The sequence below is a fragment of the Flavobacterium keumense genome, from assembly GCF_029866485.1.
GTDB classification, from domain to species: domain Bacteria; phylum Bacteroidota; class Bacteroidia; order Flavobacteriales; family Flavobacteriaceae; genus Flavobacterium; species Flavobacterium keumense.
The window spans coordinates 2,413,636-2,439,632 of sequence record NZ_CP092332.1; the positions used below are offsets into that span (position 1 = coordinate 2,413,636).

Annotated in this window: 27 protein-coding genes and 1 tRNA gene; 10 read left to right on the forward strand and 18 right to left on the reverse strand. The window is 30.9% G+C overall.

The features are described from left to right. Positions 1-145 precede the first annotated feature (145 nt). Both MG292_RS10705 and MG292_RS10710 read left to right on the forward strand, forming a co-directional pair. Positions 146-418, forward strand: a complete 273-nt coding sequence (locus tag MG292_RS10705) for an HU family DNA-binding protein (protein ID WP_264532738.1) — start codon at positions 146-148, stop codon at positions 416-418. Between the two features lie 116 nt (positions 419-534). After that, entirely contained in the window at positions 535-1,095 is a 561-nt protein-coding gene (locus tag MG292_RS10710; RefSeq protein ID WP_264532737.1) for a YqgE/AlgH family protein, read from the forward strand. On the opposite strand, the gene MG292_RS10715 is transcribed toward MG292_RS10710, so the two are convergent. Further along, positions 1,088-1,924: an aminotransferase class IV gene (locus MG292_RS10715; RefSeq protein WP_264532736.1), complete on the reverse strand. Its 837-nt coding sequence runs from the start codon at positions 1,922-1,924 to the stop codon at positions 1,088-1,090. The genes MG292_RS10710 and MG292_RS10715 overlap by 8 nt on opposite strands. A 54-nt stretch (positions 1,925-1,978) precedes the next feature. Continuing rightward, positions 1,979-2,371: an START-like domain-containing protein gene (locus MG292_RS10720; protein WP_264532735.1), complete on the reverse strand. Its 393-nt coding sequence runs from the start codon at positions 2,369-2,371 to the stop codon at positions 1,979-1,981. Positions 2,372-2,519: 148 nt separating this feature from the next. On the opposite strand from MG292_RS10720, the gene MG292_RS10725 reads away from it, so the two are divergent. Further along, positions 2,520-2,596, forward strand: a tRNA-Met gene (locus tag MG292_RS10725). Between the two features lie 181 nt (positions 2,597-2,777). Here the strand turns inward: MG292_RS10725 and MG292_RS10730 are convergent. From MG292_RS10730 to MG292_RS10755, 6 genes are all read right to left on the reverse strand, one after another. Continuing rightward, positions 2,778-3,890 carry a tyrosine-type recombinase/integrase gene (locus MG292_RS10730; protein WP_264532734.1) on the reverse strand — a complete coding sequence of 371 codons (1,113 nt, stop codon included), beginning with the start codon at positions 3,888-3,890 and terminating at the stop codon, positions 2,778-2,780. 152 nt (positions 3,891-4,042) lie between these two features. Beyond that, the gene (locus MG292_RS10735) at positions 4,043-4,375 is read right to left on the reverse strand and encodes a hypothetical protein (RefSeq protein WP_280157860.1); all 333 of its coding nucleotides are present in this window, start codon (positions 4,373-4,375) and stop codon (positions 4,043-4,045) included. 190 nt (positions 4,376-4,565) lie between these two features. Then, positions 4,566-4,880, reverse strand: a complete 315-nt coding sequence (locus tag MG292_RS10740; RefSeq protein WP_264532732.1) for a hypothetical protein — start codon at positions 4,878-4,880, stop codon at positions 4,566-4,568. A 207-nt stretch (positions 4,881-5,087) separates the two neighbouring features. Further along, positions 5,088-5,441 (reverse strand): hypothetical protein, encoded by a 354-nt coding sequence (locus MG292_RS10745; protein WP_264532731.1) that lies wholly within the window; start codon positions 5,439-5,441, stop codon positions 5,088-5,090. Between the two features lie 32 nt (positions 5,442-5,473). Beyond that, positions 5,474-7,273 (reverse strand): DNA methyltransferase, encoded by a 1,800-nt coding sequence (locus tag MG292_RS10750; RefSeq protein ID WP_264532730.1) that lies wholly within the window; start codon positions 7,271-7,273, stop codon positions 5,474-5,476. 127 nt (positions 7,274-7,400) lie between these two features. Further along, positions 7,401-7,952, reverse strand: a complete 552-nt coding sequence (locus MG292_RS10755) for a hypothetical protein (RefSeq protein ID WP_264532729.1) — start codon at positions 7,950-7,952, stop codon at positions 7,401-7,403. A gap of 232 nt (positions 7,953-8,184) precedes the next feature. Here MG292_RS10755 and MG292_RS10760 point away from each other — a divergent pair, with 232 nt between their 5' ends. Continuing rightward, positions 8,185-10,632 (forward strand): hypothetical protein, encoded by a 2,448-nt coding sequence (locus MG292_RS10760; RefSeq protein WP_264532728.1) that lies wholly within the window; start codon positions 8,185-8,187, stop codon positions 10,630-10,632. 200 nt (positions 10,633-10,832) lie between these two features. Here MG292_RS10760 and MG292_RS10765 read toward each other — a convergent pair whose 3' ends face one another. The 5 genes from MG292_RS10765 to MG292_RS10785 form a co-directional block, all read right to left on the reverse strand. After that, a complete protein-coding gene (locus tag MG292_RS10765) occupies positions 10,833-11,300 on the reverse strand; it encodes a hypothetical protein (RefSeq protein WP_264532727.1) in 468 nt (155 codons plus the stop codon). Between the two features lies 1 nt (position 11,301). Next, complete coding sequence (locus tag MG292_RS10770) at positions 11,302-11,913, reverse strand: recombinase family protein (protein ID WP_264532726.1); 612 nt, start codon at positions 11,911-11,913, stop codon at positions 11,302-11,304. Between the two features lie 601 nt (positions 11,914-12,514). Further along, the gene (locus MG292_RS10775) at positions 12,515-12,652 is read right to left on the reverse strand and encodes a hypothetical protein (protein WP_264532725.1); all 138 of its coding nucleotides are present in this window, start codon (positions 12,650-12,652) and stop codon (positions 12,515-12,517) included. Between the two features lie 171 nt (positions 12,653-12,823). Continuing rightward, positions 12,824-14,683 carry a P-loop NTPase fold protein gene (locus MG292_RS10780; protein WP_264532724.1) on the reverse strand — a complete coding sequence of 620 codons (1,860 nt, stop codon included), beginning with the start codon at positions 14,681-14,683 and terminating at the stop codon, positions 12,824-12,826. A 324-nt stretch (positions 14,684-15,007) separates the two neighbouring features. Continuing rightward, entirely contained in the window at positions 15,008-15,244 is a 237-nt protein-coding gene (locus MG292_RS10785; RefSeq protein ID WP_264532723.1) for a helix-turn-helix domain-containing protein, read from the reverse strand. A gap of 305 nt (positions 15,245-15,549) precedes the next feature. On the opposite strand from MG292_RS10785, the gene MG292_RS10790 reads away from it, so the two are divergent. From MG292_RS10790 to MG292_RS11325, 6 genes are all read left to right on the forward strand, one after another. Next, complete coding sequence (locus tag MG292_RS10790; protein ID WP_264532722.1) at positions 15,550-16,896, forward strand: DUF6734 family protein; 1,347 nt, start codon at positions 15,550-15,552, stop codon at positions 16,894-16,896. A 104-nt stretch (positions 16,897-17,000) separates the two neighbouring features. After that, entirely contained in the window at positions 17,001-17,294 is a 294-nt protein-coding gene (locus tag MG292_RS10795; protein WP_264532721.1) for a hypothetical protein, read from the forward strand. A 1,010-nt stretch (positions 17,295-18,304) separates the two neighbouring features. After that, a complete protein-coding gene (locus MG292_RS10800) occupies positions 18,305-18,832 on the forward strand; it encodes a hypothetical protein (RefSeq protein ID WP_264532719.1) in 528 nt (175 codons plus the stop codon). A gap of 162 nt (positions 18,833-18,994) precedes the next feature. Continuing rightward, entirely contained in the window at positions 18,995-19,510 is a 516-nt protein-coding gene (locus MG292_RS10805; protein ID WP_264532718.1) for a peroxiredoxin family protein, read from the forward strand. 32 nt (positions 19,511-19,542) lie between these two features. Next, positions 19,543-21,417 carry a peptidase domain-containing ABC transporter gene (locus tag MG292_RS10810; protein WP_342032614.1) on the forward strand — a complete coding sequence of 625 codons (1,875 nt, stop codon included), beginning with the start codon at positions 19,543-19,545 and terminating at the stop codon, positions 21,415-21,417. Continuing rightward, the gene (locus tag MG292_RS11325) at positions 21,417-21,692 is read left to right on the forward strand and encodes a hypothetical protein (protein ID WP_342032624.1); all 276 of its coding nucleotides are present in this window, start codon (positions 21,417-21,419) and stop codon (positions 21,690-21,692) included. The genes MG292_RS10810 and MG292_RS11325 overlap by 1 nt, the downstream gene beginning before the upstream one ends. A gap of 270 nt (positions 21,693-21,962) precedes the next feature. Here the strand turns inward: MG292_RS11325 and MG292_RS10815 are convergent, their stop codons facing one another. The 5 genes from MG292_RS10815 to MG292_RS10835 form a co-directional block, all read right to left on the reverse strand. After that, positions 21,963-22,328 carry a helix-turn-helix domain-containing protein gene (locus tag MG292_RS10815; protein WP_264532716.1) on the reverse strand — a complete coding sequence of 122 codons (366 nt, stop codon included), beginning with the start codon at positions 22,326-22,328 and terminating at the stop codon, positions 21,963-21,965. Further along, a complete protein-coding gene (locus tag MG292_RS10820; RefSeq protein ID WP_264532715.1) occupies positions 22,316-22,651 on the reverse strand; it encodes a hypothetical protein in 336 nt (111 codons plus the stop codon). Before MG292_RS10820 ends, MG292_RS10815 begins: the two co-directional genes overlap by 13 nt. A gap of 966 nt (positions 22,652-23,617) precedes the next feature. After that, positions 23,618-24,115, reverse strand: coding sequence for a hypothetical protein (locus MG292_RS10825; RefSeq protein WP_264532714.1), 498 nt, complete (start codon positions 24,113-24,115; stop codon positions 23,618-23,620). Between the two features lie 10 nt (positions 24,116-24,125). Further along, positions 24,126-25,019, reverse strand: a complete 894-nt coding sequence (locus MG292_RS10830; RefSeq protein WP_264532713.1) for a hypothetical protein — start codon at positions 25,017-25,019, stop codon at positions 24,126-24,128. 511 nt (positions 25,020-25,530) lie between these two features. Then, complete coding sequence (locus MG292_RS10835) at positions 25,531-25,974, reverse strand: hypothetical protein (protein ID WP_264532712.1); 444 nt, start codon at positions 25,972-25,974, stop codon at positions 25,531-25,533. Positions 25,975-25,997: the final 23 nt, after the last annotated feature.

Below are 25,997 nucleotides of genomic sequence, written 5' to 3' on the forward strand. Positions count from 1 at the left end.
GGTTAAAAAAGCCTGTCTTTATGAACAAAAAAACCAAGTTATTAACAAAATAACGGTAATTTGTAATTTTTCCTTGCACAGAAAGGATTTCCTGCTAAATTTGTTTAACAATTTTTTTTTAACCAACAATTAATAACTTATTATTATGAACAAATCAGAATTAATCGACGCTATCGCTGCTGACGCAGGAATTACTAAAGCAGCTGCAAAATTAGCTTTAGAATCATTTTTAGGTAATGTAGGTGGTACTTTGAAAAAAGGTGGAAGAGTATCTTTAGTTGGTTTCGGATCTTGGTCAGTTTCTAAAAGAGCTGCTAGAGATGGAAGAAACCCTCAAACTGGAAAAACTATCAAAATTGCTGCTAAAAATGTAGTAAAATTCAAAGCTGGTGCTGAATTAGAAGGAGCTGTAAACTAATTAAGTTTTCCTGATATAATTTAAAACCTTCCTATTGGAAGGTTTTTTTTTACCTTTTATCGAGTTATTTGAGTTAAATACGATTTTTATTGTTAATTTTAATAAAAATTGAATCCATGATTTCAGCAAAATTAGAAAAAGGACAACTTCTTATTGCCGATCCTTATATAATTGGTGATGTTTCATTTAACAGGTCCGTGATTCTTTTAACAGATCACGACCATGAAGGCTCTGTGGGATTTATTATCAATAAACCTCTCAAATACTCCATTAACGATTTAGTTCCTGATATCAAAGCCTCTTTTAAAGTTTACAATGGAGGTCCAGTAGAACAAGACAATCTCTATTTCATTCACAATATTCCTGAATTAATCCCTAATAGTGTAGAAATATCTAACGGAATTTTTTGGGGTGGCGACTTCCTATCGGTAAAAGAATTAATTAATCAAGGAAAAATCAACAAAACTAATATTCGCTTTTTTCTAGGCTATACTGGATGGGAAGAAGATCAATTAGAATCAGAAATGGAAAACAACTCTTGGATTGTAACCACCAATAGTTATAAAAATAAGATTATCGGAAAATCAACAACCCATTTTTGGAAAGAAAAAATAATTGAATTAGGAGGCGAATATCTTATTTGGTCTAATGCTCCTGAAAATCCATTTCTTAATTAGTTTTTACCAATTCATTTAAAGCTTCTAATATTCGATTCGCTATTGAGGTTGTAAACTCTTTCTTTCTGTATTTAGTAATGGGCTGAATTCCTCTAATCACATTGGTAAAAAACAACTCATCTGCCTTTTGAAGATCAAAAGGCGAAATCACTTCTTCAACTACCTCTAGTCCTTCTATCTTTCGTGCTATAGACAAAACTTGTTTTCTCATAATCCCGTTAATACAACCTTCTGATATAGGTGGAGTAACTAATGTATTTCCCAAAAGCATAAACACATTACCGTGCAACACTTCTACCACATTCTTCGCATCATTTAATAGGATACAGGTATCCAATGCGTTTTCTTTAGCATAAATACTAGCGGTAACATGAATTATTTTATTCGTGGTTTTTAAAGTGGACAACAACTGTTTACCAATATAAAAATCTTTATACAAATCTACCTCGCACTTCTTTTTCTCAAAAGCATACAATTGATTTTCTAATGGACTGGTATGGATTAAAAAAGAAATTTCGTTAGTAGTGGGTAAATAATAGCCCCCGTCATTACGATAAACCGTAATTCGTGCACGAGCTGCATCAGAAAAACCATTGTTTTTCACCACAGATAGTAGTTGCTCTTCAAAGTATTCCATAGTGAAATTCATAGGTATTTCCATTCGAAGAATACGCATTGAAGCCATTAATCTAAAATAATGATCTTCTAAAAATAGTACTTTACCTTGTACAATTTTAAGAGTTTCAAAAACAGCGTCACCATACAAAAAGGCGCGATTTTGTGTTAACATATTCTCTTGTGCGTTACTATCTCCGTTAAAATTGATCATAAAAAAAGCCCCGAATGTTGTTCAGGGCAAATATAAGTTATAAAATATAATTTATTATACTGATCCAATAAGATGTTTCAAATCAGAAATTTGATTTTCCCACAATTGTTTGGCTTCATCTAATTCGTCTTTGGGAGCAAAATCAATTACTAATAAAGAAACATCCTTTGTAATTTCATCCTCTAATATATGCAGTTCAAAAAAGTATTCCGTGTCCTTACCGTTATCATCCACCCATTTAAATTTCACTTTTTCTCCCGATTTTTTAGACGCTAATCTTGCTTTCTCTTGCGAATCATTCCAAATAAATGTAAAGAACTCACCACGTGAATTTACATTATCGGCAAACCATTCTGATAAACCAGATGGAGTAGAGATATATTGATACAATAATTGTGGGGAAGAATTAATAGGAAACTCTATCTCGTAGCGTACTTTTGATTCCATGAATATATTTATTTTTTTGTGAAATATAAGAATATAAACTCAAAAAAAAAGTGTTTTCAAAAATATTTTTTTATCTATTTTTACTTGTAAACTTTATTATTATTTCTATATTTGCACCCGCATTGAGAGATGCAAAACCAATAAAAATGGCGAGGTAGCTCAGTTGGTTAGAGCGCAGGATTCATAACCCTGAGGTCACGGGTTCAACTCCCGTCTTCGCTACCAAAACAAACCCTTAACTATCAATTAGTTAGGGGTTTTTTAATAGATTTTTGTGACTTAATTACTCTACCTCATACTCTCTGCGTGAGGAAACTGCGTGAGGAAGGATTTTTTTGAACTACCATAAAAAAACCTCAAGTTTTCACCTGAGGTCATCCTATTTTGTGTGTTTTATTATTCTTACTTAAGGTGTTTTATTTCCAAAAACTCGAACCTTCAACGCTGTGGTTTCAATTGCCGTCAAAATCTTAGGGTCAAGATAGAATTTCTCCAACACCCCATTTGTAGAATGAGATGATACATATGGAGTATCAATCCCCATTTCAAAATTTACCCAACTAATATACGTTTTACGAAGGTTTGAAAGAGTTATTTCTTTTTCAACACCTGCCCCAATTCTATAATGTGTAAATGATTTACTAAGTACATCCATCATCGTTTTGGATTTCTCGTACCTCTGAGGAAATAATATGTACTCGTCTGTATTACGTTTTTCATCGTAACCCAATTCCTTTAAGAAATCAGATAAGTCATCTGTTATAGGGATGTACTTGTAAACGGTCTCCCTTTTCATAATACGAGTAACCTTAAGATTCTTGATTCTAAAAAACTTAATCTTATTTTCAGATTCAAAAATATTGTTCCATCTTAAATCTACCACTTCCTCTCTCCTACCTCCTGATAGTAAGAATAGTTTAAACCCATCTTTCAAATAAGGTCTATACATATTCTTTCTCTCTCCTTTACCACCTAATACACTAATTGGTGTGTAATTATCAACCGCATTAAGAATGGAATCGAACTCATCCTTATTTATAGTATCAATTTCCGACTGCGGAACATACTTTCTAACGTATTTTCTAAAAGGATTTTTCATTTCTACTTCTTCCACATCAATTAGAAAATCAAAGAAACCTTTTAACCCCGCCAAACATTTATTGAATGACTTAGGTGCGTAATGGTCTTCTGCCCAAAGATAAAAATCCGCTACATCGTGTTGGGAAACATCCGTGATTCTCATCCTCTCAATATCATATCTCTGTTTCAATATCTTGGCAAAGAATCTACAGAAACGTATCATTTCATCTATATGTCCCTTTGTAACGTCTTTTCGTAAGTGAGCGTACTGAGATTCTCCATTTAGGTACTGGTTGTATTTAACAATGGCTCCCAATACAGAATAGTCATTACCTTCGTCTACTTTGGGTTTAACCGTTTGGTAACTATTGGATTTAAGTTCTTTTTCAAATTCAATAGATTCTGCAACTGCGTCCTCATAGTTGGTAGCGGTTAACATTTTGGATTTAATGTCTTTGATTGTACCGGGAACGTGAACTCTAACCCTGTATATTATTCTATCGTGATGGTTGCATTTTGGATTGTCGACCCTACACTTTTTACAGAATAGTTTTAATCCTTTATATGGATTCTTTGGTAGTTTTAGAATACTCATATCAATAGTGATTTATAAAGTTTATCATCTGATTTACTTCTCAAACTCACTTTGGTCATTGGGATAAACGGGGTTGATTCTCCCATTTCCATAACCATTAATTCATATAAGGATATATCCTTGCAAACAACGCGGTACATATCCTTCCACTTCTGTGGGTATTTATTTCTTAGACTAATCACATAAGGTCTTTCTAATACTAAATCCAATTCGATTTGGTAAACAAAATTATTCTTGGCAAGACGATGGATTTGGATTCCATTCTTCTTTAACCATCTTTTGGTAACGTGTTCATTCTTGTAATTTAATCTATGTGCAACCTCTGCCAAGGTTAATGTATTTTGACTTTTTTCAAATTCCTCCATACTCCTCTTATCCTATTGTTAAACTTCTTGAAATGAGAAACTATTTTATAGTAAAATCAAAATGTCATAGCTAATGTAAACTGGTTTAAATTAACAGTCAAGCTCTATCTTGATTTTACTATAAAAAATCCATTCTGATTACTAAACTTTATTATTAGTGTGAATTCTCATTTACACATTTCCTTCTCAGAGTGAAGTTGATGTAATCAATTACTGAAAAGAAAGCCAAATCTCGTGCATAGTCCCAATCTAATGAATTAAAAACAGACAGATAATTTTCTGTAAAAAATTCATCATTGACTCTTAAATCTCCAGAAGTATACTCTACTATCTCTTGAATTGGGAGGTCAAGAAAAACAGATGGTGAGTTAATTGTACAGTCAGAATGAAGCGTTGGGAAATGATTCCCTCTTGAAATTAATTCTTTGATTAATTCTTGGTCTGAAAATTTACTTAATTTTTTTGCCATAATATTGGTGTGGGTTCACCTTAATACCACCCACGAGGTTTAAGTTAAAAAATGAAATAAAGAATCCCTGACCCATCAAATTAATGATGCGTAAATTCAATTCACGAAATGAAAGGGGGTATTAAATTATTCTTGGATTAAGAATAACTATGGGAGCCATTATTAGTCAACCTACCACTGGGTTTCTAATGAATGTCAATCGAAATTCTAGGTTGGACGAGTAAACGGATACTGACAAAGTTCGTCCGGGTCTCTACATACTTCTGGTGGTAATGACTCATTGTTATCTAAGATTATAAACTCTTCCATCGAATAAACTTCTTCTGAACACTGGTCATAGAAATCAAACCACTCAACCGTGTCTGTATCCATCTCATAGATTTCTTCATCGATTTGTTTCATCAAAGTGTGAATCATATCCCACTCGTGGTATATCACTTGATTATTCTCTGTATCGATTCCCATTACAGAATTATCAAATTTGGTTTCCAAAAAATTCAAATTCGGAAACATTTCTCTAAGGTCTTGGACACTTTTGTCCAAAAAATAATTGGTTTTCATTGTGAAATTATTTAATTGTTTGTTATAATTTTCTAAGCTACTTCTCTAGACTCTTGAAGTTGGTATAGTTGTTCCATTATGCTGTACTCCTTAACCACTTTTTCTGTCTCAATTACCTTTTTAATGGTTTGGTTATAGTAGTTTTCCTCAATTTCGATTCCTGCGTATTGGCGCCCTAGTAATAGGGAACTAATCATCGAATTTCCAACCCCATTCCAGATATCCAAAACAGAATCCCCAGGTGCAGAACCTTCCAAAATAAGGGTTGAAGTCAAATATATCGGTGAGGTAGAACTGTGCTTTACCTTTTCTGCCACTCTGAAATAATCTCCCGGATTCCCTACATTCCCTCGAATAATCTCTTCACAATAGTTCTCATCCAAGGTGTTGAGCACCTTTTTGATGTTAGACTGAAAATATTTCCCTCCTCTATTTGACTCAGGATTATTGGAATGGTTGGTACACCCTTGGGTAAGTTTAAAAACTGTTTCTGCTTCTTCCCTCATCAACATATAAGGGTTGGTATATAGATCCTCTGGGTTGGCTGAGAATCTATAAATAAACTCATACCCTTCAACCGCATCCTTATAGGAATATTGTCTTCTCAGTGGGTTGGTTTTCACCCACAACTTTCTACCAACTAGATACATCCCTAATTTTTTCATCTCAAGTACCAAATGTTCTGTAAAGCAGGAATAACCCGAATATTCATCCGACTTGTAATCATATACAATAAGATAAATCGAACCATCCTTAGTCAAATAAGGTAAGTACCTATGATAAATCTTTGCCGTATACTGGGCAAACTCTTGAGCTGACATTTTGGATAACTCATCGTGGTTGTCTTGGTCGGGTCGTGGTTTTCTCTTGGTTCCATAACCATACTCACAAGAACCAACCATCATTCTAAACATCTTTTGAACTAACAGTCGTAAGTCAACCGTTGCTGAATCTCCATTGATAATGATCGAATTCTCAGAAATGTACTCCCTGTTGAGTAGCTTTACTGGTGATTTTCCATCCTCATACAATCGAATCACCCCTTTGGTTTTATCGAGTTGTTTGATTGTGTTGGAAATTTCCTCAACACTCGATTCGTTTTTAAGAAATGGTAATGCAATCTCAAATTCAGAGTTGTTAGTCAAGTCCATTTGATTCCCTATGTCAATTACCCTATCAAAATCACATCCGTTATCAATCAGTTTATTAACTACTTCAGGAACTATTGACTGTGTGGTTTCATTCTTTAAAACAGAACAGAACTTCAATCCTTGGTGAAGCGAGAGTTCGTCCCCAAATACTTTAGTTATAACCCAATCGTACTGTGTTCCTCCTAGTTCTGACTCCAACCGAATTAATTTCTTAACTCGTTCCTCTGGGTGAGCTGTTTCCCCTGAAATCAACTCCAAACGGTTGTAATTTTTAATCCCTTTCTTGGGAGGATAATTCAAACAGTGATGGATAAACTCATTTCGTAACTCTCGACCTGTTTTGACTCTTTGTTTATTAAGGTCAACGATCAAATTCCTAATCTGATTCTCATCCTCCATCTCAATGTAAATTACCTCAATCTCTTTGGCTCCATTGCGAATCATTTCATCTAATCTTCCCGCTCCTCCAACAAGTCGATAACAACCTCCTTGGTTCTCAGCTGATACCACAACAGGTGCGTGAATTGGTTCACCGTTAGTTCGTTTAATTGATTCCTTAAAATACCCTTCTTGAATTGGGTCATACATTTCCCTGTGATAAGGATGTTCTTCCAGATCATCTACCGAGATAATCATTGGCTTTTTTGTCAGGTTTCCGACAAGTTTTTTAATTTCTTCCATTGTATATAAATTTTAAAATTAATACTCATTTTATTTTTTGTTTCATTGTTACAGATTTTTTGATATTTTTTAAATTTTTAAAAAATGGGGTACTATACCCCCATTTTATTTTTAATACGAGATAAACTTAAAGTCTCATCTCCTTAATCATTGCGTCTCTCAACTCTTCATACGCATTAGACATAAATTTTTTATCATTCCTTAATTTATCCAAATCATTTCCTAATTCTTGAATTCCTCCCATATAAACAGTCAATTCTGAACGAACATAACCTGGCCTATAAAATGGTGCCCTTGCAATAACATACTCAACCTTCTCACCGCTCTTAATTACTCTTTTAGTAATCCCTAACTTAACATCAATGTTTAGAAAACATCTTGATTGAATCATTTCTGTTTCCAAAGCTACCAGTTTATCTAATATCTGCCTAAACTCCTGACTTCTTATAATTCTACCGTATTCCTGTTTAATGTCTACGAACCTATTGTTTACTTTATTTCTAATTGAAGAATTTATATGATTGGCTTCAACGGAACTCCCCGTTGATCTGATTATTTTTTGACCATCGGTGGTAATTTTCAAAATATCATCTAATTCCATAAACATATCAAAAGAACTCTTTTTCCCGAACTCCTCTACTAATTCTGTAAAAACTCCTTTTGAAATATTATTTTTCATAATTGTTCTGTTTTGTGGGACAAAGGTAAGAATAAAAATATCATTGTTACAAATATTTTGATATTTTTTTATAAATTATTTTTTATTTTTATTTAAATTAATGATTTTTAGTGGTTTAAATTTTATTGTTGATTTCAAGAAACGGGTCAATTGACACCTTTCTCAAAAAAAATAGTGTTTTTTATTAGGGTCGATTTCTCTTTCTCACTTATTTTCTTTATTATTTACTATTATGAGTACAACAACAAAATACACACTAACCATTGACCCGAAAACACAACGATCAAAACCTTCAAACAAAGAATTTGGGGGAATCACTAATCGAATGAACTTGGTAACGGGACTTACCATAAACGAACTCTCAACCTTTGTAGCAAAACCCTACACCTACTCTTGGACGGGAAGTCTGTTTAATGGAAGGGTCAAAAATGAAAATTGGGTCAGTCAGTCCATATTCGCTTTGGATTTTGATAATGGGGACATCAGCATTGAAAAGGTATATGAAATTTTCAATACCTATAATATAGTACCACAACTATGGTATACTACCTTATCGGATTCTGAGTCCCTTAGAAAGTTTCGGGTGGTGCTGTTCTTGGATAGTCCTGTTTCAGATCTAAGAATCCATAAGTTAATTACTGGGGGACTGTTATCTGTTTTTCCTCAAGCGGATAAAAAGTGTAAAAATCCCGCAAGGTTCTTCCTCGGGGGTAAAGAATCATTTATTACGAACACAGAACCAATTTCAACCCAAAGGTTGTTCCATCTACTGAGTATTGAACTCATCACCAAGGACGGCGGTAAGACTAGAAAAATACCCGAGATCAACTTTAACTACTATGAATCCAATTTTGGTGAAAAACGTACTTTTCTATATAATAACTATAGAAATAGCCGTTTTCAACCAATTTCTAGTACAACTACTACAACCCCTACAACTACAAAAGGGGGCGAAATAACTACCATCGATTTTAATGTGGCACGATCAAAAGTAAAGATATTGGATCAATTCCTAAATGGTCAATGGTTGTACCACGATGAACTCTTTGGATTGGCTACCAACCTACATTATATTAAAGGAGGAAAAAAATTAATGAAAGATACTATGAAGTACTACAATAATAATGGAACAACTCAGTACACTCAAAACAATTTCAATATCATTCCTTATATTAATAAGGTAAATTATCCACCGATTCCAATTCACCAATTCTCTCCTTTCCAGCAGGATAATGACCTTTATGATTTAGTCTCCGCCACAAAAGATATTAGAGGATCGGTACAAATCATTGAACCCATCAACCGAATCGAACTATCACAAGGGGAAGAAATTCTTCAAGAAAACTATCAAAGGGTAATCCGTGAGGGGGAAGTCGGGAAAATATATTTGTTTTCACTCCCTACGGCAATTGGTAAGACCCAGTGTCTAACATCGTCTCTTGCCACCATCGCATTACCAACCAATGACCTTAAAAATGAAGTGGGTGATCGAATGAGAATTGACTATGTGAAAACACCTGACCCAATTGCATTTGAGAACGAATCAATTAATCTAAAATTACAGTACTATTACTCAATTGGACTTCCTCATAAATCGATGGAGATACTCAATCATATTGTAAGTTCTCGAAACTCCAATGAATACACTTCTGAAGATATCCAGCTGGCAAGACAATACATCGAACAGCTACAGTTATCTTACTTATCCACTGGGAGTGTTCTCACTACACATAAACGAGTTCTTCACAGTCAATTTCCTTTGGATACCATAATCTTTGACGAAGACCCCTTGAGTAGTTTAATTGATATCAAAACAATGAATGTTTCGGATTTATTCAAATTAAGTTTGACCTCTAAAGAGGTAAATGAACCTCTATCAAGAATCATTCAGTCCCTATCGGAATCCAGTCCATTGGAGATTAAAAAGACTCCCACTTATCTAATTGAAATCGATGATTTAGTGGAAGCGGTCTCGAAAACTTCAATTCAGTCCAATGTCTTTGATTTTCTAAACAGTTCCTTCTTCCTTAAGGATGGAAAAGATCCTGACCTTATTCATTTTGTTATTAAAAGAGACCTTCCCATTGATAAAAAAATTATCATTATGTCGGCAACCATTCCAATTGAGATTTATAAAAGACTCTATCCCAACCGAATTGAAGTCATTGATATTGGGGATGTAAAACAGATGGGGTCTGTAATACAATTTACCAAAAGGTCGTGTTCGAGAAATTCACTAGGGAGGTATAGTTCCATTATCAGTAATAGAGTTGGTGATAAACCTGTTATCACTTTTAAAGCGTTCGCCAACCAATTCAAAAATCCAGTAAAGGATATGTACTTCGGAAATTGTTCAGGGTATGATTCTTTAAAAGGGACTGACATTGCGGTGGTTGGAACTCCCCACAGAAACAATATCGAATACTTTCTAACGGCTATAGTTTTAGGAATTGAGTTTAAAACCACCCAAACCACGATGAGTTTTCAGAACATTGAGTATAATGGATTTAAATTCAAGTTCAATTGTTTTGATAATCTGGAACTACGAATGATTCAATTATCCTTAATCCAAGCCGATTTGATTCAAGCTGTGGGTAGGTCAAGAACTTTAAGAACCAATGCAACAGTAGATTTGTACTCCAACTTTCCACTACGAATTAGTGATGAATTTATCTTTTAAATTTCCGTTTGATTGTCTTAAAATAGTGGTAGCTTTTAGTAATTTTTTGTCGTATTTTCTTTGGTGGAACTTTACACTTAGTTTTATAAGTCTTTCTAACCTAATTTCCCGATACAGGTATTACAAACCCAATAAATCATATACCACAAAAGGTAATTCTTATCTTAAAAATAGTGGTGTAGAATTGACCCATTTGTGAACTAAAACCATTTTCTTTGAAAATTTTCAAAACACTTAACTCGGTGTTTCTTGGCGAACTTTCTAGCAGAAATTTCCATTGGATGTTTATCATAACCTACTTGGGTAAGTACTTCTGAATAAAGATTGACCTGTTTTTTGTTTTGAATATCCATATAATGTTGATACTCGTGAAGTATCGTATCAATTACATCAATGACTCTTTTCTCAGGTGTGATGTAAAGAGTTATTGTTTTGGAAATCCCACAATATAATCCATCAAACTTCTTGTGCTGATAATAATGGATTTTATATTGGAGTTTGTGATTTTTCGGTGTGGGAAAATAATTTTGATGACACCAAAGCAATACATCGTCAACCATCTTTTTTTGTGTAATACGCAAATTTTTCATTCTCACCCATCTTTGTGGCAGGGCGAGATACATTAAAAACAATACTAAGAAATACAATCCAAATCCAAGTTCTACCATACTATATCAATTCCATCTTTAATGCAGTAGTTTTTACCTTCATTACGGTCTTGGAAGACATATCTAATTGTTTGGCTATCTCCCTGATTGTCCTGTCTTTTTTCAAATATTCCAACACCTTTTGATTTTTGGGTTTACTGATGAATTGTAAATCTGTTTCTCCGCCACCTGTTGGTCTTCCCAAAACACCACCATTTTGAACGTAAACCATTCGTCCGACTGAGGTTCTCTCGAGAATGTTACTCAATTCCAGTTCATATAAACTACTCATCACCGAAGAAATCATTTTCCAAATGGGATTCTTCTTTCCCATTGGTCGAGATTCAAGGCCGATATTCTTAACACGGACATTGATTTCCATTTTCTCAAACCATTCCAAGGTTTTGATAACGTCCCCAGTATTCCTCCCAAGTCGCGAGAGCTCTTCCACCACAATTTCAGAAACGAGTCCCGATTGAATTAATTGAATTAGTTCTTTTGTTTTGGGTCGATCCATAAAACTCACAGAACCTGATATTTTATCCAATAATACCAAATCGTATTTTTCAGTATCTGCCTCAAATCGGTTTCCTGTTTGTAATAATGTAGAAACCCTATTGTATTTTACCTTCATTTTGCTTTCTTATTAATCGCACAATAAAGTTACAGCAAAAATGCCGTAATGCCTAATGTTTATGCGGGTTTAGATAGAAAATTTATGTCTTCCTTTTTATTATGATTTAAGGAAACACAAGAATTTTATTAGGATGGTGAGCCAAACTTTATTTTTACTTCCTGGATCTTCACCTTCATCATAAAGCCAAACACATTTAAGATCCTCACCAGTAAGTCAGATGGGTATCTGATTTAAGATTTGTGCCAAAGAACATTTGTCCCATCTCTCAGAGTCTGAAGAGAATCAAACCTCAAATAGGGCCAAACACAATTCACTGTGTAAGCGCCAGATCTCTTCACCGGGATGGGAATTCACGGGTACTCCCCCCCTCCCTCACATCCCCCCTTGTATAAGTGGATTTTAGTAGTTCTGAGAGTAGGTACGGTTTCACGAGTGAAATTTTTCCAGAAAAAACCTCAAAAATTAGATTTTTTACTAAAATCACGTTTTAAAAATTTTTTGGCATTTTCCAAATTATTTGTAGATCGATAAGTGTCAAAATAAAAAAACCTCTCAAAGTTGAGAGGTCGTTAAAAAATGATTTGGTAAGGTTTGAACTTTAAATCGATGCGGTCAACTTAAAAGTTTTTAGTTTTTGAGTTTCTTCCAAAACGGATTCTTTTGTAATAGTATCCAAAAGTCTTTTTACTTGTGATTCGTTCAGAATAATTTTCATCCTTTTTTGTGTTGTTTTCATAGTACTACTTGTTTACTAATAAATAGTCTGTTATAATAGAAAGGTGTCAATTGACACCTAAAATGAGTCTTAAAATATATATTTCTGAACTTCTTTACTTATTCCTACATCCAACAATTAATTAAGTTCAAAACCTGTAATAATGTAAAACCTAGTTACCGAGAGTAAGTTTTATCCTTTCAATATTTCTATTGTATCTTTAATCTTTACATTAAATTCATTGAATAAAAAACCTGATAAATTCCCTTTTTTAATTTTTTTGCATTTGTGTTCAATTCTTTTCTCTAATTCTTGAAAAAACAACAATTCAGGTTTTAATAAATGATTTTCATATTTCTTATAACGATATGACAGAAATTTAATGATTTCCCATTTCCCTTGATTGTCGTTGCTTAAAAAGAATTTATAGAATTTATAACTATTAAAATCTTTCATTATTGGATTATAGAGATATTCTTTGTCGGTTCTTATGACTTCTGTGAAAAATTCTGTAAAATTTTCATAACATTTTGACTCTAAATCAATTGCTTTTGATTTTTTTTCCTCTTGTAATATTTGTTCATTTAAACGTAAAATCTCAGCTAAAATATTTTCTAAATGTGTTTTATGTACTGAATTTTCATCAACCCTTAAATAAAAATCTAATGAAGGAGTAAATTTATAATTAGCTTTTCCTTTTTTCATTCCCCTAATAATCTTTTTCTCTAAATTTTCAAGATTATAATTTAGTGGATTATTAAACCTTGAAACATAGTAAAAAATTGATAAATATTCTGAAATTTCATATAAACCTTTGCTACTAAATTCGATTATTTTTTTTGTTAATTCTAGATATTCTCTATCTGTTAAAGAGTAACAGTTATGATAATTTAAATTATTTAAGACTTCATAATGTGCTTGAATTTTGTTTTCTGCAATATTGTAATGTTTATTCAGTTCATTTAATACATCTTCGTAATTGAATATATTCCCTCCAGTTAAGAAATCATAGATTGATTTAAAATAGACAAATCCTTTATCTTCAAAATAATCTGTGTTAAATTGCTCTATATATGTTTTTTCTTTTTGCTCCTTATCTTTAGGAAAATTATTTTTCTCAAAAAAGAAATCTAAATCCATTAAAAAAACTTCCCCCAGAGAGTTTCGATTAGAATACGAAATATTACCCTCTTTATATTCTATAGATATTGCAATTGAGAATCTTAATAGCATTTGGAAAATTTCTTTTTCCTTCTCTTTTAAAATATTTTCAGTATTCAAATTACTAGTAATTTTAGAAAATATATCTTGGAAATATGATAAGCAATAACTCAAAATTCTGATGTTTTTTGATTTTTTAGAAAACACATCAATTATAAACGATTTGTTTTCTATTAAAAAACTGGTATATAGATGGTATCCAGAAAATTTAACTTCAATTAAGCTGTCAAAAGTATTCTCTATACTCGAGATATACTCTATGCTGTTACCAACAACCTTTTCTTTAAGAATGTGATAATTTTTTATGTCAATTTTATTCTCATTTGCAATAATTACAACTTTTACATTTTCATTTTCAACAAGTGAATTTATATAACCTATTAATTCTTCTAATTTCAGGTTTTCACTAATTCTTTCTAAATCATCAAAACATAAAACAAGTTCATCAAAATTTATAAAATCATTGGTATTCACATTAATTTCTTCAATATATTTTGTGTATTCTCCTAATCCTTTAAAGTGTAACATTCCTTTCGCTACAGCTTTCCCAATAGATGCTCCAAGTTTTAATTTATTGTTTTTAAGAATTGGGTAGAGACAAAGAAAAATCTCTGATTGAATTTCTTCTATGGATTTTAATCCAAAAAGCGATACAAGAATAGGTCGATATGTTTTACTATCATCATTATAGGTTGAAGTTTGAGATATCTCCTTTGAAAGTATGTTTTTAAAATAATATGTTTTTCCAATCCCCCATTCACCAGTTATCATCAAGGCATAATTGGTGTTTGACTTTAGATAATAATCAACTATTTCTTTGAGATTTTGCATTAGTTTCTGTTTTAATTTAATCTTTAAATTATTATGAACATTAATCGTTTGTCGTGTTGAGAGAGGGAGATCTTCTGATCGAATTACTTTCTGTTAAAGATATAAATTCTCACGAAACACAAATGTGATCTTTTCCAAAAATCCGTAGTTACAAAAACTACAGTTATCAGTAGTTTTTAATTTTTTAAATTAAACTTAATATTCCCCAAAACCCAAATTCCGACTTAATTTTTTTCATCTACTTCAAAACAACTTTCGATTAGATAATTGAAATAAAAGAAAGGTGTAAATTAACACCTTTCTTCCTTTAATTTTGAATGATGTTTAAGATGATTTTCCTTTTTGTTTTTCCAACTTCTTTACTTCCTTAAAAAAATCAACGGGGTCAATTTCAAAAACATCAAATAGTGTAACTAATTTTCTAAGAGAAAAATCTGCTTCTCCATTTTCCATTTTTGCGTAATAACTCTGAGACTTACCTAATTTAATAGCCACGTCCTCTTGTTTGAGTCTTCTTCTGAGTCTCTCGATACGGATTACTTCACAAATTGAATTTATCATAGTTTCAAAGTTTAAATAAAATAGGTCAAATCGATACAATTCTACAAAATGTTTTTCTGGTTATAAAATCTCAATATTCCTAATAGGAATAATTTAAAAATGATCTTTATTATTTTTAAAATCATATTATACTTAACCCCTTGTCTTCATTGTCTTAAGAAGAAAAAACAGCTTTAAGTAAATTTTGGATTGATTGAAAATTATCTGTTTTCGTATTAAAATTATCTGTTTATGAATAGTTTTTTCAAATTATTATTGAAACTTTTACTGTATCAAAAACAAACACTTTTAAACCCAAATCTAAAATGAAAATAATACAAAGTTTTTGGACTGGCAATCAAAATGATTTTACGAACACCCACGGATGGTGTAATTATAAATACAATTGGATTAGTTGGATCTTAAGTTCACATCAATTAGTAACGTTTCACGATGAAGTTGAATTATATACTGATGCTTTTGGATATGAAATTTTAATTAACAAATTGCAGTTACCCTATACTAAAGTACACGTTGTTCTCGACGAACTGAATCACTTTCACAAAGACTTATGGGCAGTTGCTAAAATTAAAACCTTTCAACTACAAACAGAACCATTCTTGCACGTTGATGGAGATGTATTTGTATGGGAATCCTTGACAGAAAAATTTAAAAATTCAAATTTAGTAGTTCAAAATTTAGAAGTAACTTCTACCTATTACCCTGAAAAGTGGGGTTTAATTAGACCTAAACTTGTTTATGTCCCTGACACTCTAAAAAACTTCAAGTGTACCACCACGGATTTAGTTACTAATATGGGAATTATTGGCGGTAACAACTTAGATTTTTTTACTGACTACACCCAAAAGAGTTTAGAATTTGTAGAAAAAAACAGACCCGCTTGGAGCAAAATTAAAGACTATAATTTTAATGTGTTTTTTGAGCAAATAATTTTTTATAGACTCGCCAAACAAAAAAACGAAGAAATTAGTTTTATGTTTGAAGATACTCCAAATAGCGGAGGATATAAAGGATTTGCTGATTTCGGGAATGTTCCTCAAAAAAAATATTTACATCTACTAGGAGGGTACAAACAAGAAATTATCAATTGTATTCAAATGGAAATTTATACAATGAGATATTACCCTGAGTCTTATTCAAGACTTATGAGTATGATTAATGAGAATACTTCCATTGCTACTGACGTTGATTTCCTTACTTCAGAAAAAGTAAGTGAATTAATTAGTGATTTTGAAAAGGAATTAAAAACCAACGATTTCTCCACATCAGATTTTTTGATTAAAAGAGATTTATATAATGAAGGTTCTCAGAACAGATTTCGTGATTGTGTAGAAAGAAAAGAGCCTTTTAAATTGGTTATGATTCCTTCTTTCGAGGTGAAAACAGAAATGAAAAACAATCAACCCTTTTTTCATATATTAATTAAAGAGCGTAATGAAGAATCAAGACGGTACAATTTAGATCAAATTGATAGGGTAATGATACAAGAATTATCCAAACCTGTTGAATACAATGAATTTATATTGAAGATAAAAACGTATCTGTCTCCAAGCGATTCAAATGAAGAATCCTTGAACACTCTCTTGACATTAATCAACAATCGATTAGTAAATTACTTAACCTTAAGAATAACAAGTATATACCAACTGTAAATTATCTGTTTTCAAATTAAAATTATCTGTTTTGAGATTGGTGTATTGAAAATGATTTCTCAACTTTACAATATTAATTATTTACTAACCCAAATTTATTTATTATGAAGAATTTAGAATTAAACCCAGAATTCAATCTATTAGGTCAAATAGATTTAAACAGTGTAAAAATCGCTCTTGATAGAGACGAAATGGAAGAAATTGTTGGTGGTTATCGTAATAGTGGAGGGAAAACAGTTATATATGGCATTGGGGCTGGTTGTTTCGTAGCGGGTATGGCAGGTATAGCTGCTAGTGTATTTACTTTCGGAGCAGGTACAGTTTTTGGTATAACTTTAGCCGGTGCGTTTTGTACTGGAGCAGGAGCAGGAGCTTTAGCTTATGAAATGACTCATTAATATAAATATAAAATTTATGAAAGTAAAAAATAGAATGTTAGTATGGTCGTTAATTAACGTAATGCTTTTAGGAGCATATGCTGTTTTATTTATATTAGAAGGTTTTCTATCTATTTCAACATCTATTATAAGTATCATTACTTTTTTTTCCATCACATTATCTTTATACTTTAAATATTATCATTACACCAAGAAAGTATAGTTTTTGTTTTAAAAATTGATTTTTGTTACAGATCTCAAAATCATCTGTTTTGTATTAATTTAATAAAAATAACCTATGAGTAAAGGATCTATAATGATGTCATTCCTTGTAATAATTATAGGATTTGGTCATAGGTATAATGAATTTAAGAAAAAGAACAACTAAAATGGTTGCAAAATAAACCTCAAAGATATTTTTTGTCTTTGGGGTTTATTAATTGAATAATAAAATATGAATAGACTATTTCTTTACTATTTACAAATTTTTGTACCAATCCCATTTTTGTATTTTGTTGCAAAAAGTGGAGATGCTAATTTATTTGTAATACTTTTTATTATCTATTTTATCTACCGAATTTTCATAGATTATTTTAGATTAAAGAACAAAGGGATTCTCAACAAAAAGGATTTTTTGACTTTCCCTATTTGGAATCACAAGTATTTTAAAGAATTATATCTTGAAGTATAGATGTTAATTTAAAACTATTAATATGAAATTATTGATTAAAGTAGTGAAAAACTATTCAGGAGTAATTTTTTTCGGTTCCTTATATGTGCTTAATTTATTAACCTCATTTTCTCCTGATAACAATCAATCTTTGATTATTTTGACCATTGTTTGTTTGATATACCCAACTATTCAAAAACATCACCCTTGGAATTAAAAATATTCCTACATACTTAATCATACCCTATAAATCCCAATGAAATCGCCTCTTTTTAAATTCTTAATTTTATCCATAATCTTAATTTTTCTATCCGAAATTGCCAACAGGGTATTCGACTTTAGAGGGTTACTTTATAATTCGTTGTCTGAACAGCTTACATCCAAACAAGTAAAAGAGTATCTTGAATTTCAAGATAAATGGCAGTGGATTAGTTATTTTATGGTTCCAATTCTCGTATTAATTAAGACTGTTTTTATAACCAGTGCTCTGTATATTGGTGTTTTTATATTCAATAAATCTACCACTACATTTAAGAAACTTTGGGAAATTGTAATTAACTCTGAATTCATATTTTTACTGGTACCCATTTGTAAAATTATTTGGTTTTATTTTTTTCAAACAGAATATAAATTAATTGACATCCAATACTTTTATCCTTTATCCGCTTTAAACATTATAAGTTACAAAGGATTAGAACCTTGGTTAATTTACCCACTACAGACTTTAAATCTTTTTGAATTAGCCTATGTTGTTTATTTGTCCTATCAAATAGGAAATCTAACGAAAACTAATGCAGATTCGGGATTAAAAATAGTTGCTTCAAGTTATATCCCAGCTCTTTTCTTATGGGTAACAATAGTAATGTTTTTTACTTTAAATTTTTCTTAAATGACACATTTCAAGAAAGTACTTTTTGTTTGTTGTGTGTCTTTTAGGTATCTATCACGTATTGGGTTATTTTATCTATAGAGAAGATTGGTTAAACACTCTATTAGGATTTATTTCTATGTCATTAACTTCAATTAATTTATATATTTCAAAAAACAACAAATGAAAAAATATCTTAAAATTATTCTTCCTGTTTTGTTTATAGGTTTATTTGGGTTTATGATTTTTCAAATCGCCTCAAAGATCAAATACAAAAAGGAAGTAGCAGAAAACATAAAAACTATTCCAAAATTTAGTTTTCAAAACATAAATGGTGGTGTTTTTACCAATCAAAACATTATAAAAAACACACCTACTATTTTTATTTATTTTAATAGTGAATGTGAATTTTGTAATGAAGAAGCAGAAATGATAGAACAGAACATTGAGAAATTTTCAGCCTTTCAATTAATCTTTGTTTCTTTTGAAAAACCCGATTTAATTAAATCGTTTGCTGTCAAACATAAATTAAACCACTATGATAAAGTTAATTTCTTATCTGATACACAAGTTAGTTTCGCTCCTACTTTTGATGTTAAATCACTTCCTTGCTTAGTTTTATATAATAAAGACCAGCAACTGATTGAAAAAATTAAAGGACAAATAAAACCCGAAATCCTTCTTAAAAAATTGAAATAATAAAGACTACCCAAATTCCAAATCTTAAAACAATGAACCTAAAACATATTGAGTCAACTCACATACTCCAACACGATCAATCCGATTGTGGTGTAGCTTGTTTGTTATCCATAATCAAATTTTACAAAGGGGATTGTTCTTTAGAAAAATTAAGAAAATTAAGTGGGACTACTCAACAAGGAACTACTCTTTTAGGGTTGTATCAGGTGGCAAACCAATTAGGTTTTACTGCTGAGGGTTTTCAAACAAATATTAGAACTTTAGCTGAATTTGAACAACCATCAATAATCCACGTTACACTCGAGAATGAGTTACAACACTACTTGGTTTGTTATCACTACGATAATAAAAAGGGATTTCTTATAGGAGATCCAGCAAAAGGGATTTACTATCTGTCTGCTTCAGAATTAAACGAAGTATGGGTATCGAAAAAATGTTTGACATTAGACACAACCGATACGTTTGAGAAATCTGCTACATCCAAAAACAACAAAAGAAAATGGTTTATTGATTTAATAAAACAAGATGACAAACTACTTTGGATTAGTGTTTTGTTAGGTGTCGTTATCGCTTGTTTAGGAATGGCGATGTCTATATTCTCTCAGAAATTAATTGACGATATTCTTCCCTCACACAAAATCACAAAGTTGGTCTCAGGAATTGGACTATTAACCATTCTCCTATTGGCAAGAGTAGGTATTTCAGTATTGAGAGAATACTTTTTATTACAACAAACCAAAGACTTCAATAACCGAATCAACAATCAATTTTTCAGTTCTTTATTACACCTACCTAAGTCTTTTTTTGATACCCGAAAGATAGGAGAATTAGTGGCTCGATTAAACGATACACAAAGAATACAAAGTGTAATTAAACTATTGACAAGTAGTTTAGTAATTGATGTTTTGGTGTCTATAATTTCATTGGTGTTTCTATTTGGGTATTCTTGGAAGGTTGGATTAATTTCACTCCTTAGTTTACCTATCTACTTTTATATCATTTACAGAAGTAACAAAAAAATCATTCAATCACAAACTGAAGTGATGCAGAGTTACGCTTTTAATGAGGGTAATTACATCAATACCATCCAAGGAATTTCAACTATTAAAAATGATAACAAACAGGAGGTTTTTAAGAATTTGAATCAGACTGTTTTTGGGATTTTTCAGGAAAAGATTTTTAACCTTGGAAAGATCAACATTAAACTGTCTTGGCAATCGGGATTAGCAAGTGTTTTCTTTTTAATTGGAGTTTTGGTGTATACTTCTATTCAGGTTTTTAATAAAGAAATTAAATTAGGAGAACTGATGGCAATATTAGGGATTGTGAGTTCATTGTTACCTTCCATCGCTAATTTGGCTCTAATCTCAATACCAATCAACGAGGCTAAGATTGCGTTCAATAGAATGTATGAGTTTACCTCAATGGAAAAAGAACCTGAGGGAGGTCAAGCTATTTCGGAGATTGAAAATATTACCGTTCGAGACCTTTCATTTCGTTTTGCAGGAAGAAAAGAATTGTTTAAAAATATCAATCTGAATATTGAAAGAGGGAAGTTGGTGGCTGTAGTTGGTGAGAGTGGCAGTGGGAAAAGTACCTTGGGACAAATTTTACAACGATTTTATTCCTTTGAAAGTGGTAGTGTTAAAGTGAACAATGAGTATGAACTTAACGATATTGAACTTAAGAGTTTTAGAAACCTAATAGGGGTTATTCCCCAAGAGATAAACATCTTTAATGGTACTGTAATTGACAATATTCTGTTGGGTGATACTGTTACGCCCGAAACCATAATGGATTTTATCACTCAATATAGATTTTTAGACTATTTTAATCAATTACCACAAGGATTGGGTACAATTGTAGGTGAAGAAGGAATTAACCTCTCAGGGGTCAAAAACAGATAATTGCATTTGCTCGTGTTTTATTCAAGAAACCTCAATTGTTAATCTTGGATGAGGCGACATCCGCAATGGATAGAAACACGGAGAAATTTTCAATGGAGTTGTTAGAAAAGATAAAACCCAAGTGTGCCATTTTCTTTATCTCACATAGATTAAACACCCTGAAGAATATTGCCGATGAAATTTATGTCTTAGAAGATAAAACAATTACCCATCACGGTAATCACGAACAACTAATACAAACCAATAACTTTTATAGTGAGTATTGGAAAGAGTAACTTTCAAATATTTTTTTACAATGAGAATAAATAATCAACATAAAATTTGGGACAATAGAGTTTTCTTATTCTTTGTTTTACCTATTATTTTTTATTTTATTGTAGCCATAACAGGTTATCAATTATTTTATAATCGAGATAAAAACTCGTTTGAGTTAAAAAGGATTTTATTATTATCTGCCGGAACGTTTTTCTATCTTATTTTGATCTTAGTGGGGATTTATAAATTTTAGATAGAAGTACAAATATTACTAAAAAGTCATCAGACAATTACTTGTTCGACTTTAATCTATTTTCCAAATCTTGAATAATCTTTGATTTAGTTTTATTATCCTTAACCAATAATCTAATTTGATCTATGATAATTGAAAATGCTCCTGTAACTACTTCATTGTATTCAGATTGGTTTTCATTTGAATCTAATTCTAAACAGTCCGAATCTTCTTTAAAATAATTCAAATCTTTATTGAAAATAATGCTGATTTTTTGAATAAGGGAAAAATCTATTTTTTTTCGATCCCCACTCTCAATATTACATAATGTTGATTGGGAAATTCCCAAAAGATTGGATAGTTCGGGTTGAGATAAATTATTTTCGACCCGAAGTCTACGTATTTTTTTTCCTATTGTAGACATATTGAATCGTTTTGAGTGATACAATTTATTTCGTCTTGTGAGGATATGTGATAGATTGTTTGAGTTTCTCTTTCTAAAGTAACGGTAAAATTAAAATCAAAGTTTATTTCAAAACTCTCTTCATAGTAAAATGTTTGGCTTATTTTACTGTAACGTATTGGAGCATTAAATTTTTTGAAAATTTCCAATTGGTTATACATTTGTCTTCGACTCAGACAAACTTTCTTAGCAAATGTTTCGGGAGTTCCTGTTGTCTTATCGCTGATAAGACGGTGCATTTGTTTAATTCGTTCTAAACGTTCAATTTGTTCCTTGAAGTTCATAGGGGCAAAAGTCAGATTTAGGTTATGTAAATTTAGGTGAGATAAAAATAGTAATTTATTTTAATTATAGACTATCGATTACATATTTTTTGAAATTATTACAAAATCCTCTTCTTATACTTTTTTATTCAAAAGAAAATTCTTTTTATAATATTTCCTTAATACTCTTTGAGCCCTTAAATAATCTGTTTCACAAACCTTCAATACTGTGATGAAATTACCTCCTGAACTAATAATCGAAGGTTGAGAGCTTTCAACACATCTGTAACTGACAAAAACTGTAATTGCATTGGATACTAATAATTTTCTAATTGTTAAAGTTTCAAAACTTGTAGATTCAAATATTGTAATCATTTTTAGGGCTTATACTCTTTTGGGATATTTCTTACTGGTGTTGCAATACTATAAATAATAAAAACAGTATAAAATACCCCAGCATTATATTCAATTAAAACAGTTAATCTTTCCTTTTTCTAGAGTAATGTTTGAAGTTTAAATCTGGCAGAATTATACAAACATCAAATTATTTGAGATGAAAAGCAGTAGCGGAGTAATAAGTGTATGTATAGCAATTAATAATTGACACTGTTTTTTGAATGTAAAAAACAATGGAATTAACAGGTAAAGGAATATTCGGACAAATCAGTGAAAAATTTAACGTTTTTAAATAATATTAAACTATGTTTTTCTTGTAAATAAACATAAAAATTTCTCACCTTTGATATTAAGATTTGGATAGGCGGTTTGCAAATTTGTTGGGGGCAATGAATTTATGATTACAACTTAGTTTTTCTACAAGCAAACCGCCTTTTTTTTAAACCACACTCTTGGGTTGAATCTAAAACAAGTATACATTCAAATAAGATAGATGATATAAAAAGAAAGGTGTCAATTGACACCTTTTTGAATTTATAAACCAATTAAATAATGCCTTTTTTATCAATCCAGACTAAACGAGACCTTAATTTAATTTTTGTCGTGTTGTTCGTATTTGTTTAAATGTAGGTTTATTTCAGATAAATTAAAAAGTGTTTGCATTATGTCAAACATAGCAATTGTTGTCGTTATAAAAAGAGTCAGATTAACTGTTTCTGGAATATTATAATCCTCAACTCGCCACCCAAATGGATTTGGGATTTCATTCGCTATTTCAAATCCTATTACTATAATTATTGACACAAATATTATCCAAATATCTTCTTTTATTTCGCTAAAACCTCTAACTAACTTTGAATATATTTTCTTTTTCCGATCTTCTGATATATTTTTATGAATATCGATTTTGGATTTAATGTCTGACACCATTGAAAGTCCAAAAGTGTATATTGTTAATGCAAATCCAATTAGGACACCGAAATAAGTAAACAAATTTACTGTGTCAAAAATTTTAAATGATGAAATTGAGATTGTATTCACAAAATAATTAGAAGCAACTCCAATTACAAAAACTATTAAAATTGTCAATATTCTTCGATTAATCTTCTTCGATTTCATTTTCATCTTCTCTAGTTTCAAGATAATGTATTGAATCTAATTTATCTGAAATGTTTTGCATCTCTTCGTCTGTATACTTTTCTGACTTCTTTCTTTCAATATGAATTTTCGCAGTATCTGTTTCACTACTTTTTGTTTCCCGAATACCGTTTCTCATAAATTTAAGAAGGTATTTTCCCCCGACCTCTCGGACATAGTCAATATAACCCCCAAGTGATTCTTTCAAAATAATTAATTTACCTTCTTTATTTTTAAATGAAATGTCAACTACCTCGTTATTGGTTATTTCCTTTATTTCCCTTAGTACATCCCGCGTCTCCGAATTACCAAACAAAGCCATATTAGGAGCATTCATCTCTAATGTGAGTTCATAAATTTCCTCAGCAGAATCGACGTAATTCCAAAATTTCTTTTTAGATACTAAAGGATATATATTTACTACATAGTCGAAATCTCTCATTTTACTTCTGAAAAATTCTGCTAGAATCTTTACAGAACTTTCTATTTGTTGAAACACAGAAACATTTCTTTCTACTAACATTATTTGATGTTTTGTATCAATAATTAGGTAAACGTATTTAGCTTCATTTATTCTTCTGATTTCAATATCATCTTCACCTTCAATATAAATGTTTTCAATACTTTCTCTTGCAAATTTTATAATGTAAATATCATCCTTATGTTGAAAACCGATGAAAAGGTATCTTTTATTTCCTTTTGTCCACTCGGTCTTACCAGTAATAGCAAGACTTTTAATGATGTCTATCATTAATTCTTCTTTACTTTTATTCAACTCTTGAATTAAGGTAATTTGACTACTTGTTGGTGTAACTAAATATCTGTAGGCGTAAAATGGAGATCTCTTGTTAATCATAGTTTATTTGGGGGTTAGATTACATCTGTTAAATTTAATCAAATATATAGAACTTTTTCCAATTTTGTAAAATTAGTATGATTTATTTAAACTACCTTCCTATAGTTTTTCAACAAAAAAACTAGTTCAAAACCTTGAATAATAAAAAAGTTTCACAAAAACATATCATACTCTTAAGTAAACTTTTCTAAGATCAAAAAAAGAAAGGTGTCAATTGACATCTTTTTAACTCGCTCCAAAGTTATCCTAAGTACAAAAAATATAATAGTTAAATTATTATATATCAATTAATTACATTTTTTATTGCGTGAGGAAACTGCGTGAGGAGATATCTAAAAAATGACTAAATTTGAACAAAAATCTAACGTATTTATTGGGTTTACTGACGTACAAAGAATCAATTATCGATTCATAACCCTGAGGTCACGGGTTCAACTCCCGTCTTCGCTACAAAAAAAAGAAACCCTTAATAATCAATTTATTAAGGGTTTTTTGTTATTAATTTTTAATTTTATTTTTTTCTAAAATAGTAGCGCGTAATAAAAATCCCATCACCATCTCCTTTTCCTGCGTCGCTCTCTACTCCGCTAACGATAGAAAACAAATCCCAACCGTCTTTACTATACTTATTCAACATAGAAGTTATCATGGCATCATTTGAAGCTATATTTTGAAAATTAATCCCTACTAAACTATAAAAATTCACTAATGTAGATTCTTTTAAATCATCTATTTTTACATCACTTCTATCTTTATCTGTTTTGTCTTTACCATCCTTTGTTCTAATAGTAGTGAACTGGGTATAATCAACTTCTGCTCCATTTTCAATAATTCTTGAACGGCCAACTCCACCTGGTACAATGGATTCAATTGAAGTTACAATTTTGTACTGAAACGCTTGCGAAAAAGTTCCTATTGTTGTAAATAGAAAACTGCATAACATAATTTTTTTCATTTTTCTTAGATTTGAGATTAAAC

Bases quoted from the DNA above. Each gene is read 5' to 3' on its own strand.
- MG292_RS10705 (WP_264532738.1), top strand. From the start codon at position 146: ATGAACAAATCAGAATTAATCGACGCTATCGCTGCTGACGCAGGAATT.
- MG292_RS10710 (WP_264532737.1), top strand. From the start codon at position 535: ATGATTTCAGCAAAATTAGAAAAAGGACAACTTCTTATTGCCGATCCT.
- MG292_RS10715 (WP_264532736.1), bottom strand. From the start codon at position 1,924: ATGATCAATTTTAACGGAGATAGTAACGCACAAGAGAATATGTTAACA.
- MG292_RS10720 (WP_264532735.1), bottom strand. From the start codon at position 2,371: ATGGAATCAAAAGTACGCTACGAGATAGAGTTTCCTATTAATTCTTCC.
- MG292_RS10730 (WP_264532734.1), bottom strand. From the start codon at position 3,890: ATGTTAACCGCTACCAACTATGAGGACGCAGTTGCAGAATCTATTGAA.
- MG292_RS10740 (WP_264532732.1), bottom strand. From the start codon at position 4,880: ATGGCAAAAAAATTAAGTAAATTTTCAGACCAAGAATTAATCAAAGAA.
- MG292_RS10745 (WP_264532731.1), bottom strand. From the start codon at position 5,441: ATGAAAACCAATTATTTTTTGGACAAAAGTGTCCAAGACCTTAGAGAA.
- MG292_RS10750 (WP_264532730.1), bottom strand. From the start codon at position 7,273: ATGGAAGAAATTAAAAAACTTGTCGGAAACCTGACAAAAAAGCCAATG.
- MG292_RS10755 (WP_264532729.1), bottom strand. From the start codon at position 7,952: ATGAAAAATAATATTTCAAAAGGAGTTTTTACAGAATTAGTAGAGGAG.
- MG292_RS10760 (WP_264532728.1), top strand. From the start codon at position 8,185: ATGAGTACAACAACAAAATACACACTAACCATTGACCCGAAAACACAA.
- MG292_RS10765 (WP_264532727.1), bottom strand. From the start codon at position 11,300: ATGGTAGAACTTGGATTTGGATTGTATTTCTTAGTATTGTTTTTAATG.
- MG292_RS10770 (WP_264532726.1), bottom strand. From the start codon at position 11,913: ATGAAGGTAAAATACAATAGGGTTTCTACATTATTACAAACAGGAAAC.
- MG292_RS10775 (WP_264532725.1), bottom strand. From the start codon at position 12,652: ATGAAAACAACACAAAAAAGGATGAAAATTATTCTGAACGAATCACAA.
- MG292_RS10780 (WP_264532724.1), bottom strand. From the start codon at position 14,683: ATGCAAAATCTCAAAGAAATAGTTGATTATTATCTAAAGTCAAACACC.
- MG292_RS10785 (WP_264532723.1), bottom strand. From the start codon at position 15,244: ATGATAAATTCAATTTGTGAAGTAATCCGTATCGAGAGACTCAGAAGA.
- MG292_RS10790 (WP_264532722.1), top strand. From the start codon at position 15,550: ATGAAAATAATACAAAGTTTTTGGACTGGCAATCAAAATGATTTTACG.
- MG292_RS10795 (WP_264532721.1), top strand. From the start codon at position 17,001: ATGAAGAATTTAGAATTAAACCCAGAATTCAATCTATTAGGTCAAATA.
- MG292_RS10805 (WP_264532718.1), top strand. From the start codon at position 18,995: ATGAAAAAATATCTTAAAATTATTCTTCCTGTTTTGTTTATAGGTTTA.
- MG292_RS10810 (WP_342032614.1), top strand. From the start codon at position 19,543: ATGAACCTAAAACATATTGAGTCAACTCACATACTCCAACACGATCAA.
- MG292_RS10815 (WP_264532716.1), bottom strand. From the start codon at position 22,328: ATGTCTACAATAGGAAAAAAAATACGTAGACTTCGGGTCGAAAATAAT.
- MG292_RS10820 (WP_264532715.1), bottom strand. From the start codon at position 22,651: ATGAACTTCAAGGAACAAATTGAACGTTTAGAACGAATTAAACAAATG.
- MG292_RS10830 (WP_264532713.1), bottom strand. From the start codon at position 25,019: ATGATTAACAAGAGATCTCCATTTTACGCCTACAGATATTTAGTTACA.
- MG292_RS10835 (WP_264532712.1), bottom strand. From the start codon at position 25,974: ATGAAAAAAATTATGTTATGCAGTTTTCTATTTACAACAATAGGAACT.